The 17,860-nt window shown below is 60.8% G+C and carries 14 protein-coding genes and 1 pseudogene; 4 read left to right on the forward strand and 11 right to left on the reverse strand.

The features are described from left to right. The first annotated feature begins 445 nt into the window (after nt 1–445). Together gltP and M0746_RS25365 are read left to right on the forward strand one after the other, a co-directional pair. Nucleotides 446–1,777: a glutamate/aspartate:proton symporter GltP gene (gene gltP, locus M0746_RS25360; protein WP_203420167.1), complete on the forward strand. Its 1,332-nt coding sequence runs from the start codon at nt 446–448 to the stop codon at nt 1,775–1,777. 202 nt (nt 1,778–1,979) lie between these two features. Beyond that, complete coding sequence (locus tag M0746_RS25365) at nt 1,980–3,209, forward strand: nucleoside recognition domain-containing protein (protein WP_258451041.1); 1,230 nt, start codon at nt 1,980–1,982, stop codon at nt 3,207–3,209. A 115-nt stretch (nt 3,210–3,324) separates the two neighbouring features. On the opposite strand, the pseudogene M0746_RS25370 reads toward M0746_RS25365, so the two are convergent. The 10 genes and pseudogenes from M0746_RS25370 to M0746_RS25415 form a co-directional block, all read right to left on the reverse strand. Then, a pseudogene (locus M0746_RS25370) lies at nt 3,325–3,952 on the reverse strand (ABC-type transport auxiliary lipoprotein family protein). Beyond that, nucleotides 3,949–4,887 (reverse strand): MlaD family protein, encoded by a 939-nt coding sequence (locus tag M0746_RS25375; protein WP_258451042.1) that lies wholly within the window; start codon nt 4,885–4,887, stop codon nt 3,949–3,951. Before M0746_RS25375 ends, M0746_RS25370 begins: the two are co-directional and overlap by 4 nt. A 1-nt stretch (nt 4,888) precedes the next feature. Beyond that, on the reverse strand, nt 4,889–5,692 hold the full coding sequence (locus M0746_RS25380) for an ABC transporter ATP-binding protein (protein ID WP_258451043.1): 804 nt from the start codon (nt 5,690–5,692) through the stop codon (nt 4,889–4,891). Further along, on the reverse strand, nt 5,689–6,837 hold the full coding sequence (locus M0746_RS25385; protein WP_203420162.1) for an ABC transporter permease: 1,149 nt from the start codon (nt 6,835–6,837) through the stop codon (nt 5,689–5,691). The genes M0746_RS25380 and M0746_RS25385 overlap by 4 nt, the downstream gene beginning before the upstream one ends. Nucleotides 6,838–6,891: 54 nt before the next feature. Further along, nucleotides 6,892–7,920 (reverse strand): DUF2914 domain-containing protein, encoded by a 1,029-nt coding sequence (locus M0746_RS25390; RefSeq protein ID WP_258451044.1) that lies wholly within the window; start codon nt 7,918–7,920, stop codon nt 6,892–6,894. A 185-nt stretch (nt 7,921–8,105) separates the two neighbouring features. Then, complete coding sequence (locus M0746_RS25395) at nt 8,106–9,497, reverse strand: M16 family metallopeptidase (protein ID WP_258451045.1); 1,392 nt, start codon at nt 9,495–9,497, stop codon at nt 8,106–8,108. A 177-nt stretch (nt 9,498–9,674) separates the two neighbouring features. Next, entirely contained in the window at nt 9,675–11,333 is a 1,659-nt protein-coding gene (locus M0746_RS25400) for a Na/Pi cotransporter family protein (RefSeq protein ID WP_258451046.1), read from the reverse strand. 323 nt (nt 11,334–11,656) lie between these two features. Further along, a complete protein-coding gene (locus M0746_RS25405; protein WP_258451047.1) occupies nt 11,657–12,406 on the reverse strand; it encodes a TerC family protein in 750 nt (249 codons plus the stop codon). 85 nt (nt 12,407–12,491) lie between these two features. Then, the gene (locus M0746_RS25410; protein WP_039757164.1) at nt 12,492–13,799 is read right to left on the reverse strand and encodes a CitMHS family transporter; all 1,308 of its coding nucleotides are present in this window, start codon (nt 13,797–13,799) and stop codon (nt 12,492–12,494) included. 396 nt (nt 13,800–14,195) lie between these two features. Then, nucleotides 14,196–14,522 (reverse strand): DOPA 4,5-dioxygenase family protein, encoded by a 327-nt coding sequence (locus tag M0746_RS25415; RefSeq protein WP_258451048.1) that lies wholly within the window; start codon nt 14,520–14,522, stop codon nt 14,196–14,198. An 80-nt stretch (nt 14,523–14,602) separates the two neighbouring features. Between M0746_RS25415 and M0746_RS25420 the strand changes: the two genes are divergently transcribed. Then, nucleotides 14,603–15,265: an NAD(P)-dependent oxidoreductase gene (locus tag M0746_RS25420; RefSeq protein WP_258451049.1), complete on the forward strand. Its 663-nt coding sequence runs from the start codon at nt 14,603–14,605 to the stop codon at nt 15,263–15,265. A gap of 4 nt (nt 15,266–15,269) precedes the next feature. Here the strand turns inward: M0746_RS25420 and M0746_RS25425 are convergent, their stop codons facing one another. Continuing rightward, nucleotides 15,270–16,220 carry a choline sulfate utilization transcriptional regulator gene (locus M0746_RS25425; protein WP_258451050.1) on the reverse strand — a complete coding sequence of 317 codons (951 nt, stop codon included), beginning with the start codon at nt 16,218–16,220 and terminating at the stop codon, nt 15,270–15,272. A 114-nt stretch (nt 16,221–16,334) separates the two neighbouring features. Here M0746_RS25425 and betC point away from each other — a divergent pair, with 114 nt between their 5' ends. Next, entirely contained in the window at nt 16,335–17,849 is a 1,515-nt protein-coding gene (gene betC, locus M0746_RS25430) for a choline-sulfatase (RefSeq protein WP_258451051.1), read from the forward strand. Nucleotides 17,850–17,860: the final 11 nt, after the last annotated feature.

Genomic DNA, 17,860 nt, shown 5'->3' on the forward strand with positions numbered 1-17,860 from the left:
CGTCAACACTGCGCCTGCAAATATTACGCGGTGTTTCCTGACGACCGTATATCGATAAAGAAACCGTTTAAAGAGTGGGACTTCTAGTCTCTCTGCGTAGGTTTTTTCGCAAGTTTTTCGTCGATTTTTTTCGCTGCTGATTAACGGCATCTACGCTGGAATGGCCGGTTCACGGCACTTATGGCGGCTGAAATGTCACAATCGAACCGGTTGGGACGCCAGTTTCAATTAAAAAAGCTCATGCCGATTCGGCATAGGGTAGGCGTTTACGGCATTAGACGGCGCAACCTTGCATCGGAATAGTTGCGCCTTTTTTCGCCTGCCGAAGAGCCGTAAACACGCGCTTCGGGGCACCTTATACGGAGGCAGATGCACAGACTTTTCCGCTGATGAGCGTTCCAGTTCCTGCATGTGCCTGAGTCAAACGCAAGTAAGGGTAAAGATAATGAAGAAGGCAAAGCTTAGCCTCGCCTGGCAGATCCTCATCGGTCTGGTATTGGGGATTGCAATCGGTGCGTTGCTCAACCACTTCAGTGCCGAAAAGGCGTGGTGGATCAGCAACGTCCTGCAACCGGCAGGCGATATCTTTATCCGTCTGATCAAGATGATCGTGATCCCGATCGTCATTTCTTCCCTGATCGTCGGCATCGCCGGGGTCGGCGACGCCAAGAAGCTCGGGCGCATCGGCCTGAAGACCATCATCTATTTCGAAATCGTCACCACCATTGCCATCGTCGTCGGCCTGCTGCTGGCCAACCTGTTCCATCCGGGTGCCGGCATCGACATGAGCACCCTGGGCACGGTGGACATCTCCAAGTACCAGGCGACCGCCGCCGAAGTGCAGCATGAACATGCGTTCATCGAGACCATCCTCAACCTGATCCCGTCGAACATCTTCGCGGCCATGGCCCGTGGCGAAATGCTGCCGATCATCTTCTTCTCGGTGCTGTTCGGTCTCGGCCTGTCGAGCCTGCAGTCGGACCTGCGCGAGCCACTGGTGAAGATGTTCCAGGGCGTGTCGGAAAGCATGTTCAAGGTCACCCACATGATCATGAACTATGCGCCGATTGGCGTGTTCGCACTGATCGCGGTGACCGTCGCCAACTTCGGCTTCGCGTCCCTGGTGCCGCTGGCCAAACTGGTGATCCTGGTTTACGTGGCCATCGCCTTCTTCGCCTTCGTGGTGCTGGGCCTGATCGCCAAACTGTTTGGCTTCTCGGTGCTCAAGCTGATGCGCATCTTCAAGGATGAGCTGGTGCTGGCCTACTCCACCGCCTCCTCGGAAACCGTGCTGCCACGGGTGATCGAGAAGATGGAAGCCTACGGTGCACCGAAAGCCATCTGCAGCTTCGTGGTGCCGACCGGTTATTCGTTCAACCTCGACGGCTCGACCCTGTATCAGTCGATCGCGGCAATCTTCATCGCCCAGCTGTACGGCATCGACCTGTCGATCAGCCAGCAACTGCTGCTGGTGCTGACCCTGATGGTGACCTCCAAAGGCATCGCCGGCGTACCGGGCGTGTCCTTCGTGGTGCTGTTGGCGACCCTGGGCAGCGTCGGTATTCCGCTGGAAGGTCTGGCGTTCATCGCCGGTGTAGACCGCGTCATGGACATGGCCCGTACTGCGCTGAACGTGATCGGTAACGCCCTGGCGGTACTGGTGATTTCGCGCTGGGAAGGCATGTACGACGATGCCAAGGGCGAGCGCTACTGGAACTCCCTGCCGCACTGGCGCAGCAAGGAAAAGCTGCCGGCTGGCGAAATCTCGAAAAATTAATGCCAGACCCTGTGGGAGCTGGCTTGCCAGCGATGAGGGCGGGACATTCAACCTATTCGCTGAATGACACACCGCCATCGCGGGCAAGCCCGCTCCCACAATGATCGATGTAAGCCATACCAATAAACCCCGGAGCAATCCGGGGTTTGTCGTTTCTGGCCACCCCGCTATCATTCGCGGCATTCTTCGGGGGATTTGACTGATGCTTAATGGCTTGTGGCTTGGCTTCTTCATCGTGGCAGCCGTGTCGGCGCTGGCGCAGTGGCTGATCGGCGGCAATGCCGGGATTTTCGCGGCGATGGTGGAAAGCATCTTTGCCATGGCCAAGCTTTCGGTCGAAGTCATGGTGCTGCTGTTCGGCACCCTCACCCTCTGGCTGGGTTTTCTGCGCATTGCCGAGAAGGCCGGGATCGTCGAATGGCTGGCCAAAGTGCTCGGGCCGCTGTTTCTGCGGCTGATGCCGGAAGTTCCGCGCGGTCACCCTGCCCTCGGCCTGATCACCCTGAACTTCGCCGCCAACGGTCTGGGCCTCGATAACGCCGCGACGCCGATCGGCCTGAAAGCCATGAAAGCGCTGCAGGAACTCAATCCCAGCGCCACCGTCGCCAGCAACGCGCAGATCCTGTTTCTGGTGCTCAACGCCTCCTCCCTGACCCTGTTGCCGGTGACGATCTTCATGTACCGCGCCCAGCAAGGCGCGCCCGACCCGACGCTGGTGTTCCTGCCGATCCTGCTGGCGACCAGTTGCTCGACTATTGTCGGTTTCCTCTCGGTGGCGTTCATGCAGCGTCTGCGCATCTGGGACCCGGTGGTGCTGGCCTACCTGATCCCCGGCGCGCTCGCCCTTGGCGGTTTCATGGCCTTGCTCGGCACCCTTTCCGCCACGGCGCTGGCGGGATTGTCGTCGATCCTCGGCAATCTCACGCTGTTTGGCTTGATCATGCTGTTTTTGGTGATCGGCGCACTGCGCAAGGTCAAGGTCTACGAAGCGTTCGTCGAAGGCGCGAAGGAAGGCTTCGACGTGGCGAAAAATCTGCTGCCGTATCTGGTGGCGATGCTTTGCGCGGTGGGCGTGTTGCGGGCATCGGGCGCGCTGGATTTCGGCCTTGACGGCATCCGTCATCTGGTCGAGTGGGCCGGTTGGGACACGCGCTTCGTCGATGCGCTGCCGACAGCGATGGTCAAACCGTTTTCCGGCAGTGCCGCACGGGCGATGCTCATTGAAACCATGCAGACGTCAGGCGTTGACAGCTTCCCGGCGCTGGTGGCGGCGACAGTGCAGGGCAGTACCGAAACGACGTTTTATGTGCTGGCGGTGTATTTCGGCGCGGTGGGGATTCAGCGCGCGCGACATGCGGTGGGATGTGCGTTGCTGGCTGAGTTTGCCGGGGTGGTGGGCGCTATCGCTGTCTGCTACTGGTTCTTCGGCTGATAGAGAACCCTGTGGGAGCTGGCTTGCCAGCGATGAGGGCAGCACATTCAGAATCTCTGGTGACTGACACACCGCCATCGCGGGCAAGCCCGCTCCCACAGGGATTGTGTTGGGCTTAAGGTCTTTGGTGGGCGAGTTTCTGACCTTGTTCGACCGCCCAAGCCACGACTTTGGCGGTAAGCCGATCACTGGCCTGACCAAACCCGGCCACCACCGCCGGCACCTGCACAGCGCTCAACGGCTGGCGCTCTTCAAAGCGCCGACTGGCAAGAATCCGCTGGTCATAGCCGCGCACCAGCAATGCATCGACACGCACCACGACGCTGGCCTGGGTGCCCTGATACTCGGTCTGAAATGCCTGCAAACTGCCGCCCAGCTCCAGATCCGCCTGGAAGTTGCTGTCATCGGTGCTGAGCAACGTCACCCGGCCGTCACGCTGAAAACCGTCGAGCAGACGGTTGCGCAGCAACACCGGCGCCGGATCGCTCCAGCGCGAGCCCTTGTAGCTGCTGATGACGTCACCCTGTGGAATCACCGCGATGCTCGGTCGATTCAGCGCTTCGCTGGCCTGCCATTTGTTCAGCCGCAACGACCACGACTGCGTCGGCACATTGGCCGGCCGAGGCCGGCGCTGGCGCAGCCGGCAGGCGATAGACGTCCGAGGGTTCCGACTGCGGCAGGATCGAGCACGCGCCGAGCAAGGCCAGGCCTGCGCCAAGGAGGGCGGTTCGGGTCAGTTTCATGGGGTGAATTCCTTGTTCTTGTCGCTGCCCAGCAGGTAGCCGCTGGGGTTGGCCTCGAGGCGTTGGGAGATGGCGCGCAGCGAGGTCAGCGTCTCGCGCAGTTCGCGGATCGCCGGCGCCAGGCCATTAAGGCCCTGCATGCCGTTATCCAGCGAATTCTGGTTTTTGCTGAGCAGGCCATTGATGGTCACGCTGCTTTGCTCCAGCGACTTCATCGCCTGCTCGGCGCTGCCCAAGGCCTGCTTGCCCTGATCGTTGAGCAGGCCGTTGGCGTTGCGCATCAGCAGCGAGGTCTGTTCGAGCATGCTGCCAGCCTGCTTGCCGACGCTCGCCAGTTGCTGCATGGCTTGCTTGATGTCGCCACGCTGGTCATTGATGGTGCCGGTGGTCTGTTCAAGATGGGCGAGGGTCTTGCTCACACGCTCGACGTTCTCGGCGGAGAACATGTGATTGGCGTTTTGCAGCAGCGCGCTGATGCCGGTCATCAAATCGCTGCTGTCGTTGAGCAGGCGTGAAATAGGCGAGGGCGAGGCGACGAGGGTCGGCAACTGACCGTCATGCCCACGCAATTTCGGACTCTCGGGCGTGCCGCCGCTGAGCTGGATGATCGAGGTGCCAGTGATCCCGGTCAGCGCCAGTTTGGCCTGGGTGTCTTCCTTCACCGGCGTGTCGCCCGCCAGACGAATCCGCGCCAGCACCCGGCGCGGGTCTTGCGGGTCGAGGCGCAGGCTGACCACGTCGCCGACCTTGATCCCGCTGTACTGCACCGAACTGCCCTTGGACAGGCCGCTGACCGCCTCGTTGAACACCACTTCGTAATCCTTGAACTCGGTGTCGACGCTGGACTTGGCCAGGAACAGACCGAAGAGCAGGGCGCCTGCCACCACGATCACCGTGAACAGGCCGATCAACACATGATGGGCTCGGGTTTCCATGTCAGACCTCGTTGAGCAGTTTGGCGGCGTCCAGCGCCGAGCGGCCACGCGGGCCGTGGAAATATTCGTGAATCCACGCGTCGTCGGTTTCCGAGACCTCGTCGATCGGTCCGGCGACCAGCACTTTCTTCTGCGCCAGCACCGCCACGCGGTCGGTGATGGTGTAGAGCGTGTCGAGGTCGTGGGTCACCAGAAACACGCTGAGGCCGAGCGCATCGCGCAGGGTCAGGATCAACTGATCGAAGGCCGCCGCGCCAATCGGGTCGAGGCCGGCGGTGGGTTCGTCGAGAAACAGAATGTCCGGATCCAGTGCCAGGGCGCGCGCCAGTGCCGCGCGTTTGATCATGCCGCCGGACAGCGACGCCGGGTATTTGTCCGCCGCCGACAGCGGCAGCCCGGCCAGCGCCAGTTTCACTGCCGCCAGATGCTCGGCGTCGTGGCGGCTGAGGCCGGCGTGTTCGATGAGGGGCAGGGCGACGTTTTCGGTGACGGTCAGCGAGGAAAACAGCGCGCCTTTCTGAAACAGCACGCCGAAACGTCGTTCGATCAAGGAGCGCTCATGTTCGGCCAGATTCGGCAGGTTCTGCCCGAACACTTTGACCACGCCTTCGCTGGGCCGGTTGAGCCCGACAATGCTGCGCAGCAGCACCGATTTGCCGGTGCCGGAACCGCCGACCACGGCGAGGATTTCGCCTTTGTACACATCCAGATCGAGGTTCTCGTGCACGCTCTGGCTGCCAAAGCGATTGCACAGGCCACGCACTTCAATCACCGCCTCGGAGGGCGCGCGGGGTAGACGACTCACCAGCCCATCTCCATGAAAAACAGCGCAGCCACCGCGTCGAGCACGATCACCACGAAAATCGACTGGACCACACTGGAAGTGGTGTGCGCACCGACCGATTCGGCGCTGCCGCTGACCTTGAAGCCTTCCAGACAACCGATCGCGGCGATCAGGAACGCGAAGATCGGCGCTTTCACCATGCCGACCAGAAAGTGCTGCACGCCAATGTCCGATTGCAACAGCGAGAGGAACATCGCCGGCGAGATATCCAGCGACACCGCGCAGACCACACCGCCACCAATGATCCCCGAAAGCATCGCCAGAAAGGTCAGCATCGGCAGCGCCACGAGCATCGCCAGGACCCGCGGCACCACCAGCAACTCCATCGGGTCGAGGCCGAGGGTGCGGATCGCGTCGATCTCTTCGTTGGCCTTCATCGAGCCGATCTGCGCGGTGAATGCACTGGCGGTGCGCCCGGCCATGAGGATCGCCGTCAGCAGCACCGCGAACTCACGCAGGAACGAGAAGCCGACCAGATCGACAGTAAAAATCGTCGCGCCAAAACCAGCCAGCACCGTCGCGCCGAGAAACGCCACCACGGCACCGACCAGGAACGTCAGCAACGCCACAATCGGCGCGGCGTCGAGGCCGGTCTGTTCGATGTGGGCGATCATCGGCGTGATGCGCCAGCGCTTGGGGCGCAGCAGCCCGCGCGCCAGGGTTTCGAGGATCAGGCCGACAAAGCCGAGCAGTTGCAGGGTGTCTTGCCACACGGTGTCGACGGCACGGCCAATGCGCGTGAGCAATTGCACGCTGACGCTGACTTCCGGTTCCTTGAGCGGCACACAGAAATCGCTCAGCGAGCAATACACGGTCTGCAGCAAGGCACGATCGGCTGCGGACAGTGTGCAATCCGGGTGTTCTGCAGATTTGCCAAGGCGTTCGGCGCCGAGCAACTCCACCAGCAGCGAGGCGCCGGCGGTGTCGAGCGCGCCGAGGTCGTTGAGGTCGATCGGGGTATTGGCGTCGTATTGGCCGTGAAGCTTTTCGCTCAGGTGCTTGAGCGCCGTGTAATGGGCGAGCGTCCAGTCGCCGCTGACCCGCAGGCGGGCAGGGCTGAGCGAGGTGTCCAGGCGGGCACTGCCGGGCGTCGGGCTGCTGGTCATAAGCTCCGTGCTTGTACGGCTGTTACGAGAGCCTACGTAATAGCACGAACCGGATTACTTTTCTTTGGCCGGTGTGCTGTCAGTGATGGCGAAGCGCAGCACACCGATCAGTTGGCCATCCTCGGTCAGCACCCGCACCTGCCACTTGCCCGCCGGGTTGCCGGGGAAGTTCTGCTTGTGTGTCCACGCCCGGTAACCTTCCTTGCGCCCGCCGTGAATGTCGAGGGCGATGCGGTCGACCTCTTTGCCGTTGAACTGCCAGACGTGATAAATCCGCTCATCGAGGCCACGCGGCGCGTTGATCGCGGTGTAGGCGTAGAGTCCGTCGTTGCGGATCTGCTCGGCACTGACCGTGTCGAGGCTGGCGCCGGGGGTGCGATCCTGCAATGTGGTGCTGATCGCCACATCGGTCATCCACAGCGTCGCTGGCGGCACCCACGAACGCAGCACCCAGCCAACGCCGCCAATCCCGACAGTAATACACAGAATGGCCAGGGCGTTGCGCAGCGTGCGGATCGGGAAGATCGACGCCAGGCTCGGAAACGACAACAACACGGAGATGCCCAGCGCCCATTTGAAACTCTGCGCGGTGGTCAGGTGCATGATCACCGGTAACGCGGTGAGCAGGGCGGCGAACAGGGTCAGGGTGTGCAACGCCAGAAACGCCCAGCGCCGTGGCGCCAGCCATTTGTAATACAGCGGGTCGACGATGGAGATCAGGGCGGCGACGCTGAGCAGGCCAGTGAAAAACAACTGGCCGCTGTTCCAGGTGGTGGTGATGAAGAAGAACGGCAGGACGAAAAACAGGCTTTCCTGATGGATCATCTGCGTCGCATAACGCAGCAACGGCTGGGGAATCTCGCGTTTGAAGATCCGCGTGAACAGCCCGGTCAGGGTGTTTTCCAGCATCAGCCAGATCCAGCTCAGCAGCATGATCACCGTGATCCAGCTCGCCAGCCCTTGCTGGCGATCGACCAGCATGAAACTGCCGACCCCGGAGATGAAACCACCCAGCGCAATCACCCCGGGATAGCGCTTCATCAGTTCGAGGAGGCGCTGGATCAGGAGCTGTAATTTCGGCATGGGGGGCGGTTCACGACAGAGTGGGGAAATACTTCGACAGAGTAGCGTCCGCCGGGCGATGTGGCGAGTTTGGGCTCACACCGATTTTCCTTTGTGGGAGCGAGCCTGCTCGCGAAGGCGGCGTGTCAGGCGCCATCACTGTTGAATGACCCGGCGCCTTCGCGAGCAGGCTCGCTCCCACAGGGTTAGTGTTCGGCGGTTTTTCGGCGGTTACTCACACGCCAGCCAATCACGATCAGCAGCAACACACCCAGCCCACCGGCAGTTATCCACAGCACCTGGTCATCACCGATCAACGGTTTCTCGATGCGTAAATAGCCTGGCTGCAACAGCAATTCGCGCATGGCCTTGTTCGCCGCGTCCAGCGTCACACCTTGCAGCTCACGCGCGGGATTGGCGAAGCGCCCGTCCTGGTAATCGGCCAAGGCGCTCCAGTAATAATCGGCCATCGCGCTGTTGCCTTGCACGGCCCACGCCTGATGGGCGATTGACGCCTGTTTGATGCGGGCGAAGGTCGTCGGATCGAGGCCGTTTTTCAGCAGATCGGTCTTGAGGTCTTCGAGCACCTGAATCGCTTCGTCGACGTCGTCGCGGTCCAGATCAGCGTTGAGACTCATGAAACCGACACCGCCGAACACTTCGCGCTCGGCCCACGGCCCGTAGGACAAACCGTGATTGAGGCGGATCTGCCGGTACAGCGCCCAGTCGAGGTAATCCTTGAGAATGTCGAAAGTCTGGTCGTACTGATCGTCCAGCACCGGCTCCGGCACCAGCCAGTGCAGCTTGGCGTTGTCGCCGATAAAGCCGCGGGTGAGGGTACGCTCATGGGCGGCGCTGGCGCGAATGTCCGGCAGTGGCCGATGCTCGCTCGGGTCAACCGCCTCGAGCGCGCCCCAAGTGCGTTCGAGATAGGCCGGCAGCAGCTTGTCGAGCTCACCGACCACGATCAACGTCATGTTGTTCGGTGCATACCAGGCCTTGCGGACCTGCTCCAGTTGCGCCTGGGTCAGGTGCTCGACTTCGGCGCGTTGCGGGCACTTCAGACCGAGCTCGACGGCCAGTTGATTGCTCGCGGAATGCCCCAGATCCTGGCGATCGAGGAACCGTCGCAGTTTGGTGTAATGGCCGCCGTCTTCACGCTCGACCACGCGTTTGGCGGCGTTGATCGCGTTGTCGTCGATGCGCGTCTGGGTCAGCAGATCAAGCAACAGGTCGAGCACCTTGCGCTGGTTTTTCGCCGGCGCCTCGATGACGAAAGTGGTGTCGGCATTGCTGGTGAACGCATTCCAGTCACCGCCCAGTGCCTGCATGCGTTCTTCGAGTCCGCCTTCGCCGGTCGCGTCGATGCCGCTGAACAGCAGATGCTCGAGCAAGTGCGGCAGCTCTTTTTCGTCACAATCGAAATCGTCGAGACCGACGCCAACCACCAGCCGGATCGCCACATGGCCACGCTCAGTGCCAGGTTTGAGCAACAGCTGCAAACCGTTAGGCAGCGCATAGCCTTCGACCTGAAAACGATCCAGAGCAAGGGCGGGCAGGGAACCGAGCAGCACACAGGCGAACAACAGGCAACGCATAACAGGCTTCCATACGGCTGATTTGGAGATCCGTGTCGTCAGTGGCGACCCCCATCGCTGGCAAGCCAGCTCCCACAAGGACCTGCGGGGTTCACAAAACCCTGTGGGAGCTGGCTTGCCAGCGATAGCGGTCTCAAGGCTGAACCACTGTAACTGACTGACCCCAGCCCCAGTCGTTCAAGGTGAATGCGTAATGTCAGTCATATCATCCACCGCCAAGGCGCCGGTGTCGGCCGTTTCCAGCACCACATAGGCGCTGCCGCAAAACAGCGAATTCAAGCGCTTCATGTCGGCGATCAACTCAAGGTGCAGCGAACTGGTTTCGATACTCTGCACGATCTTGCGTTGCAGACGGCTGACATGTGCGTGCGCCAAGCGCCGCTCCTGTGCGCGAAAGCGGCGTTTCTCGCGCAACAACTGGCGGGCGCTTTCGCGATCGCCGCTGAGAAACACCGACAGCCCCAGGCGCAGATTGGCGATCAATTGCTGGTGCAGTCCGGCCAGATCCTCCAGGCCTTCTTCGGAGAACGAGCGGCGCTGTGAGGTTTTCTGCTGCTGGATCTTGCGCAGCATGCGCTCGATCAGGTCGGCAGCGAGTTTCAGGTTGATCGCCAGTTCGATGATTTCGGCCCAGCGCCGACTGTCGCGCTCGCCAAGATCCTCGCGGGGCATTTGCGCCAGGTACAGCTTGATGGCGCTGTACAGCGATTCGATGTCATCGGTGAGCCGGCGTATCTCCTGAGTGACGGCGGTCTGCTTGCCGCGCAGCACATCGAGGGTGGCGTCGAGCATGTTGTCGAGCAGGTCGCCGATGCGCAGGGTTTCGCGAGCGGCGTTGGCCAAGGCCAGACTTGGCGTGACCAGTGCCGTCGGGTCGAGATGCCGTGGTTTGGCCGTGCCGTTGACCTCCGGCCGCTCCGGCAGCAACCAGGCACACAGCCGTGCCATCGGCCCGACACTCGGCAACAGAATCAGGCAGCGCGCGGTGTTGTACAGCAGGTGGAAGCCAATGACCATTTCCTGCGGGCTGAAATCAAGGCTGTCGATCCAGTGCACCAGCGGATCGAGTACCGGAATGATCAACAGCAGGCCGATCAGTTTGTATAGCAGACTGCCCAGCGCTACCTGCCGGCCGGCAGCGTTCTGCATGCTGGTGCTCATGAACGCAAGAATGCCGCTGCCGATGTTGGCACCGATCACCAGACCGATCGCCACTGGCAGGCTGATCACACTCGCCCCGGCGAGGGTAGCGGTGAGCAGCACGGCGGCGAGGCTGGAATAGGAAATCATCGCGAACAACGCGCCGACCAGGGCGTCGAGGAGAATATCGCCGGTCAGCGAGGCGAAAATAACCTTCACCCCTTGGGCTTGAGTGATCGGCGCCGCCGCTTCGACAATCAGTTGCAGCGCGAGAATGATCAGTCCCAGACCGATCGACACCCGGCCCATTTGCCCGAGCCGCGTCTGTTTGCGCGACAGGAAGAAAATCACCCCGAGAAAGATCAGCAGCGGCGACAGCCACGACAGGTCAAACGTCAGCACCCGCGCCATCAACGCCGTACCGACATCGGCCCCCAGCATGGTTGCCAGCGCCGGCGTCAACGCCATCAGGCCCTGACCGACGAACGAAGTCACCAGCATTGCCGTGGCGTTGCTGCTCTGCACCATCGCCGTAACCAGAATACCGGCGACGAACGCCAGCCATTTCTTCGACATGTTCTGGCCGATCACATGCCGCAGGTTGGTCCCATACACCCGCAGAATGCCGGTTCGGACGATATGCGTGCCCCAGATCAGCAGGGCCACGGCAGAAAGAAGATTGAGCAGGGTGAGCATGCAGACCCCCTCTGATAGCAGCGCCCCAGAGGGGCAAGTGGACGGCACCGCGCGGTTTCTACGTTCTTGATACTTAAGCTGTAGTTGGCGAACGGTCTCGGCGCCAGCATTGCACAGCTAAAGGTCTCTTTGAAACAAAACTGTCATGAAAAGCCAGTCAGCTTTCGCCAGCTTCATTGCCGTCAACCGAATTCAAAAACAACTGTGGGAGCGAGCCTGCTCGCGAAAGCGGTGTGTCAGTCGGCAACAACCTTGACTGATCTACCGCATTCGCGAGCAGGCTTGCTCCCACAGGGGCATTACCGGTTTATGCGCGTCAGGTCCTAGCGCAGTTTCACCGGATCCTGCTGCTTTTTCTTGCGGGCGATCGCGCCGCGCATCTTGATGTTGATCGCTTCGACTGCCAGCGAGAACGCCATGGCGAAGTAGACGTAGCCTTTCGGTACATGCACGTCGAACGATTCAGCGATCAGCACGGTACCGACCACCAGCAGGAACGACAGCGCGAGCATTTTCAGCGACGGGTGCTTGTCGATGAACTCGCTGATCTTGCCCGAGGCCAGCATCATCACCAGTACCGCCACGATAATCGCCGCGACCATGACCGGAACGTGGGAAACCATGCCGACGGCGGTGATCACCGAGTCCAGCGAGAAGACGATGTCGATGATCGCGATCTGGATGATGGTATAGAGGAAATTGCCGCCCTTGCCCGAAGGCGCGTCGTCGCTGTCTTCTTCGCCTTCCAGCGCGTGGTACATCTCCTGCGAGCTTTTCCACAGCAGGAACAGGCCACCAAAGAACAGGATCAGGTCGCGGCCGGAAATGCCTTGGCCGAACACTTCGAACAGGTCGGCGGTGAGGCGCATGACCCAGGTGATCGACAGCAGCAACAGGATCCGCGTGATCATCGCCAGGGCCAGACCGAAAATCCGGGTGCGCTGCTGCATGTGCTTGGGCATGCGGCTGACCAGGATCGAGATCATGATGATGTTATCGATGCCGAGGACGATTTCCGGGGCGGTCAGGGTGAAGAAGGCAACCCAGATTTCGGGGTTGGTCAGCCATTCCATGTGTATTCCTTTGAGCAATTGTTAAACCGAAAAAGGTCCGGGCTTCAAACCGCGAAGCCAGGACCCGAATCGGTGAGTCTTGGGCTTATAGAGTGCTGAACACCGGGAAAGTCCCCAACAGCAGCGCAGCAATCAGAATGCAGATACACACCAGGATCGCCCATTTCAAGGTGAAACGCTGGTGATCACCGAAATCGATGCCGGCCAGCGCCACCAACAGATAGGTCGACGGCACCAGCGGGCTCAGCAAGTGGACCGGCTGGCCGACGATCGAGGCACGGGCCATTTCCACTGCAGTGATCCCATAGTGACTGGCCGCTTCGGCCAGCACCGGCAACACGCCATAGTAGAACGCGTCGTTGGACATGAAGAAGGTGAACGGCATGCTCACCAGCGCCGTGATGACCGCCAGGTACGGGCCGAGGAAATCCGGAATCACCGCCAACAGGCTCTTGGACATCGCATCGACCATGCCGGTGCCGGACAGGATACCGGTGAAGATACCGGCCGCAAAGATCAGCCCGACCACTGCCAGCACACTGCCGGAATGCGCCGCGACGCGATCCTTCTGCATCTGGAGGCACGGGTAGTTGACGATCATCGCAATACTGAACGCCACCATGAACAGCACCGGCAGCGGCAGCAGGCCGCCGATCAGCGTGCACATCAGGCCGAAGGTCAACGCGGCGTTGAACCAGATCAGCTTCGGACGGCGGGCATCCGGGAATTGCGAGACGCTGATTTCGCTGTGATCGATTTCGTCGCCAACCAGATGCAGCTCACCGAGGCGCGCACGCTCACGTTTACCGTAGAAGTAGGCAATCAGCAGGATCGCCACTACACCGGCAGCCATCGCCGGGATCATCGGCACGAAAATGTCCGACGGGTCGACATGCAGCGCACTTGCCGCACGGGCGGTCGGGCCGCCCCATGGGGTCATGTTCATCACGCCACCGGCGAGAATGATCAGACCGGCCATGATCCGCGGGCTCATGCCGATGCGGCTGTACAGCGGCAGCATGGCGGCCACACAGATCATGTAAGTGGTCGCGCCGTCACCATCGAGGGAAACGACGAGCGCCAGTACGGCGGTACCGACCGAAACTTTCAGCGGGTCGCCCTTGACCAGTTTGAGGATCTTGCGCACGGCCGGGTCGAACAGACCGGAGTCGATCATCAGGGCGAAATACAGAATGGCAAACATCAGCATCACGCCGGTCGGCGCCAGCTTGGTGATGCCTTCGAGCATCATCGGCCCGATCTTCGGCGCAAAACCGCCGAACAGGGCAAACAGGATCGGGATGATGATCAGCGCGATCAGCGCGGACAGGCGCTTGGTCATGATCAGGAACATGAACGTGATGACCATGGCGAAGCCAAGGAAAGTCAGCATGGGAAATACTCCAGGCGCAGCGCGGCGAGTTGGGTGAGCGGATCAGGCGCGATCAGCGCAGAACGGCAAACACGAAACGTACGGGCGGAGTGACAGCGAAGAGGCGGGTTGCAGAGGACATCAGAATCACCAATTGTTGTTGTTAAAAGGGCCGGGGCGAGCGAGTCATCGCAGGCGTTGGCCAACCGGTCTGTTGCCGGGAGTGGGGCGATCCTAATCGGGGAAGCTTTCAGCTACCTTTCGCGGGGCAAAGCTTTGAGTGAACGGTCATGCGCTCGCTGAAGCGGACTGTGAACCAATAAACACGGGGAGGGGCCTATCAAGCGCCACTCCTGGCACAACAGCGGCTGCCATTGCCGACACATCCGCTGATGTTTGAGTTGCGACCAGCGCTGTTTAAAAAACCGACAAGTTCAACGGCCGCATCGCGCCCATCCAGATCGCATGGTCGCTGTGGTCGAGCAAATCATTGCCGGTGTCCGGGTGCAGAAACACCACCAGGCCGTGGCGGTTGAGCGCCAGCCACGGCAGGACCTCACCGAGCAATTGCGGGCCGAAGGCCAACTGGCAGCTCCAGTCCGGGTGTGGCCCGACGGGCCGTTCGTGGACGCGGCCCATTTTCAAGGCAAACGTCTGCGCGGCTTCTTCGCACAATGCGCGCGCCTGGTCGATGGTATCGGCGTCGAAATAGACGTGGGCGTGGTAACCCTTGATCGCGTGCATCGCAAATCCTCTGATCGGTTCGAACCCTCGGCGTTTTCCATCGTCACAGGCCATATGGGCCCAGAACAAGGAAAACAGCCATGAAGAATGCCGAAACCCCGGCGGTAAAAGTGGTGCTCTATGGTGCCATGAGTAGCCTGGGCAGCGCGTTGATGGCTGAGCTGCTGCGGCGCCAGCACGAAGTCATTGCCATTCTTGACGATCTCACCGCACTGGCGCCACGCCCGGGTTTGCGTACCAAAACCGGTGACCTGTTCGATCCGGAGCGGGTCAATCAGAGCGTGGCCGGCAGCACAGCGGTCATCTGTTTACTGGATGCGCCGGGGTTGCCGTTCAGCAGCGATCACGTCGAGCGCTCGGTGGTACTCGGCCCGGTCGAACAAGTGCTGGCGGTGGACGCGCTGGTCGATGGGCTGCAACTGGCCAGTGTTGCACGGCTGTTTCTGGTGGGTGATTTTGCCGTGCTCGACGAGGCCGACGTCGATGATCGCCTGCAACGCCATGCCGCGGAAGAAATTCGCGAGGCGCTGCAAAGCAGTTCGTTGCAATGGACGCTGGTCAACGCGCCCCATGGAGTGGCGGGCCTGACCATCGAACATTTCAGTCAGGTCAGCGGCAATCTCGAGCCGGGCCTCGCCGAGCCGCTAGAGCGCTTGAATCGCGCGGCGGTGGGGATTGCCGATGAATTACGGCTGAATCTGCATATCGGCGAGCATGTGAATTTTGTCGCGGCGTCGGACTAGCGCCTCAGATGGCAATCGAAGGCAATGCCAGTCCGTTGAACGAGGCGGCACTGCTGGCCTGCTCGGCCATCAACCAGTCGACGAACAATTGAATCAGCGCGCCGCGACGTTTGCGTGGCGGCAGTACGACGTAATAACCAAGGCGTGACAGGGTGGTTTCGGCGAGCGGGCGACACAACAACCCTTGCGTCAGCAAGTTATCCACAAGGTGCCGCCAACCGATCGCCACACCCTGGCCACCAATCGCCGCCTGGATCAACAGCGTGTAATTATCGAAACGCAATTGCCCCGGTGCCGGTGCGGTGGCGATGCGAAGTTCGCGAAACAGGCCACTCCAGTCGAACCAGTTGCTGCTGTTCTCACCGCGCAAGTGCAGCAGCGGAAACTCCAGTAACGCCTGCGCCGGCAGCGGTAGCGAGCGCCCCTTGAGCAACAGCGGGCTGCACACTGGAAACACTTCTTCGCTGAACAGCCAATGGCTTTCGCCCTGTTTGAAACGCCCGTCACCAAACAGCACCGCCACATCGATATCGGTGCGCAGCATGTTGTGGTTGCGCTCGCTGGTCACCAGGCTGACGTCAATATGCGGGTTGGCCTCGTGAAAACGGTGCAGGCGTGGCATCAGCCAGTACGCGGCGAAGGCAAAATCCGTGGCGACTTGCAGCACTTCGTGTTGCTGCTGCGTGCTGATCGCGCTCAAGCCCGCATCAATGTTTTGCAGACCGAGGCTGACCTGCTCGAACAGAATGGCGCCGACTTCCGTCAGCTCGATGCCGCGATAGATGCGATCGAACAAGCGCGTGCCGAGTTGTTCCTCCAGCCGTTTGATCTGCTGGCTGATCGCCGGTTGCGTGGTGCCGAGTTCGACCGCCGCGGCGGTGAAACTGCGATGTCGAGCGGCCGCCTCGAAGGCGCGCAGCAGGTCGAGCGACAGGTCACCGAGGGCTTCATACATAAGCTGTGCTTATCCTAGTCATTGTCTGGCGCAGGCTTTACCGAACAGAGCAGGGGCTCCATGCTCGATTGCAGCAATGTCGCATAAATATTCACTATGGAATGCCGCGATCACATGAAGCGCAAGAACATTCTTTTCATCATGGCCGATCAAATGGCCGCGCCAATGTTGCCGTTCTACGGCCCGTCGCCGATCAAACTGCCGAATCTGTCGCGCCTCGCCGAACAAGGCGTGGTGTTCGATGCCGCTTATTGCAATAGTCCGCTGTGCGCGCCGTCGCGTTTCACCCTGGTCAGCGGTCAGTTGCCGAGCAAGATCGGCGCTTACGACAACGCTGCCGATTTTCCCGCCGATATCCCGACCTACGCCCACTACCTGCGCCGCCTTGGCTACCGCACTGCGCTGTCGGGCAAGATGCATTTCTGCGGACCGGATCAATTGCACGGCTATGAAGAGCGCCTGACCAGCGACATCTACCCGGCCGATTACGGTTGGGCCGTGAACTGGGATGAACCGGATGTGCGGCCGACCTGGTATCACAACATGTCGTCAGTCCTGCAGGCCGGGCCCTGCGTGCGTACCAACCAGCTCGATTTCGATGAAGAAGTGGTGTTCAAGGCCCAGCAATATCTGTTCGATCACATTCGCGAGGACGGCGACCAGCCGTTCTGCCTGACCGTTTCGATGACTCACCCCCACGACCCGTACACCATTCCCAAGGCCTTCTGGGATTTGTACGACGATGCCGATATCCCGCTGCCGGCGACGCCGGATCAGCACGAACTCGATCCACATTCGCAACGCCTGCTCAAGGTTTACGACCTGTGGGACAAACCCTTGCCTGTGGACAAGATTCGTGATGCGCGCCGGGCCTACTTCGGTGCCTGCAGCTATATCGACGCCAACGTCGGCAAACTGCTGCAAACCCTCGAAGATACCGGTTTACTGGATGACACTATCGTGGTGTTCTCCGGCGACCATGGCGACATGCTCGGCGAGAAGGGCCTCTGGTACAAAATGCACTGGTACGAAATGGCTGCCCGAGTGCCGTTGCTGATCAGTGCGCCGGGGCAATTCAACGCCGGCCGTGTCAGCGCCGCAGTCTCGACCGCCGACCTGCTGCCTACCTTTGTCGAACTGGCCGGAGGCACCCTCGAACCGGGCTTGCCGTTGGATGGCCGCTCGCTGGTTTCACACCTGCAAGGGCAGGGCGGTCACGACGAAGTGTTCGGCGAATACATGGCCGAAGGCACCGTCAGCCCGTTGATGATGATCCGTCGCGGCGCCTACAAATTCATCTACAGCGAAAGCGACCCTTGCCTACTCTTCGACGTAGACAACGATCCGCGTGAACTGGAAGAGCTCAGCCAGTCGCCGGCACATCGCCAACTGTTCGAAGACTTTCTCGCCGAAGCGCGGGCCAAATGGGACATTCCGACGATTCACGGCCAGGTGCTCGCCAGTCAGCGCCGCCGCCGTTTCGTCGCACAAGCCCTGACCCTCGGCAAGCTGAAGAGCTGGGATCACCAGCCGCTGGTGGACGCCAGTCAGCAGTACATGCGCAACCACATCGACCTCGATGATCTGGAACGCAAAGCACGTTATCCACAACCCTGCCAAAACCAATAATGTAAGGGGAA

Source organism: Pseudomonas sp. S11P7 (genome assembly GCF_023195435.1).
Lineage (GTDB): Bacteria > Pseudomonadota > Gammaproteobacteria > Pseudomonadales > Pseudomonadaceae > Aquipseudomonas > Aquipseudomonas fluorescens_G.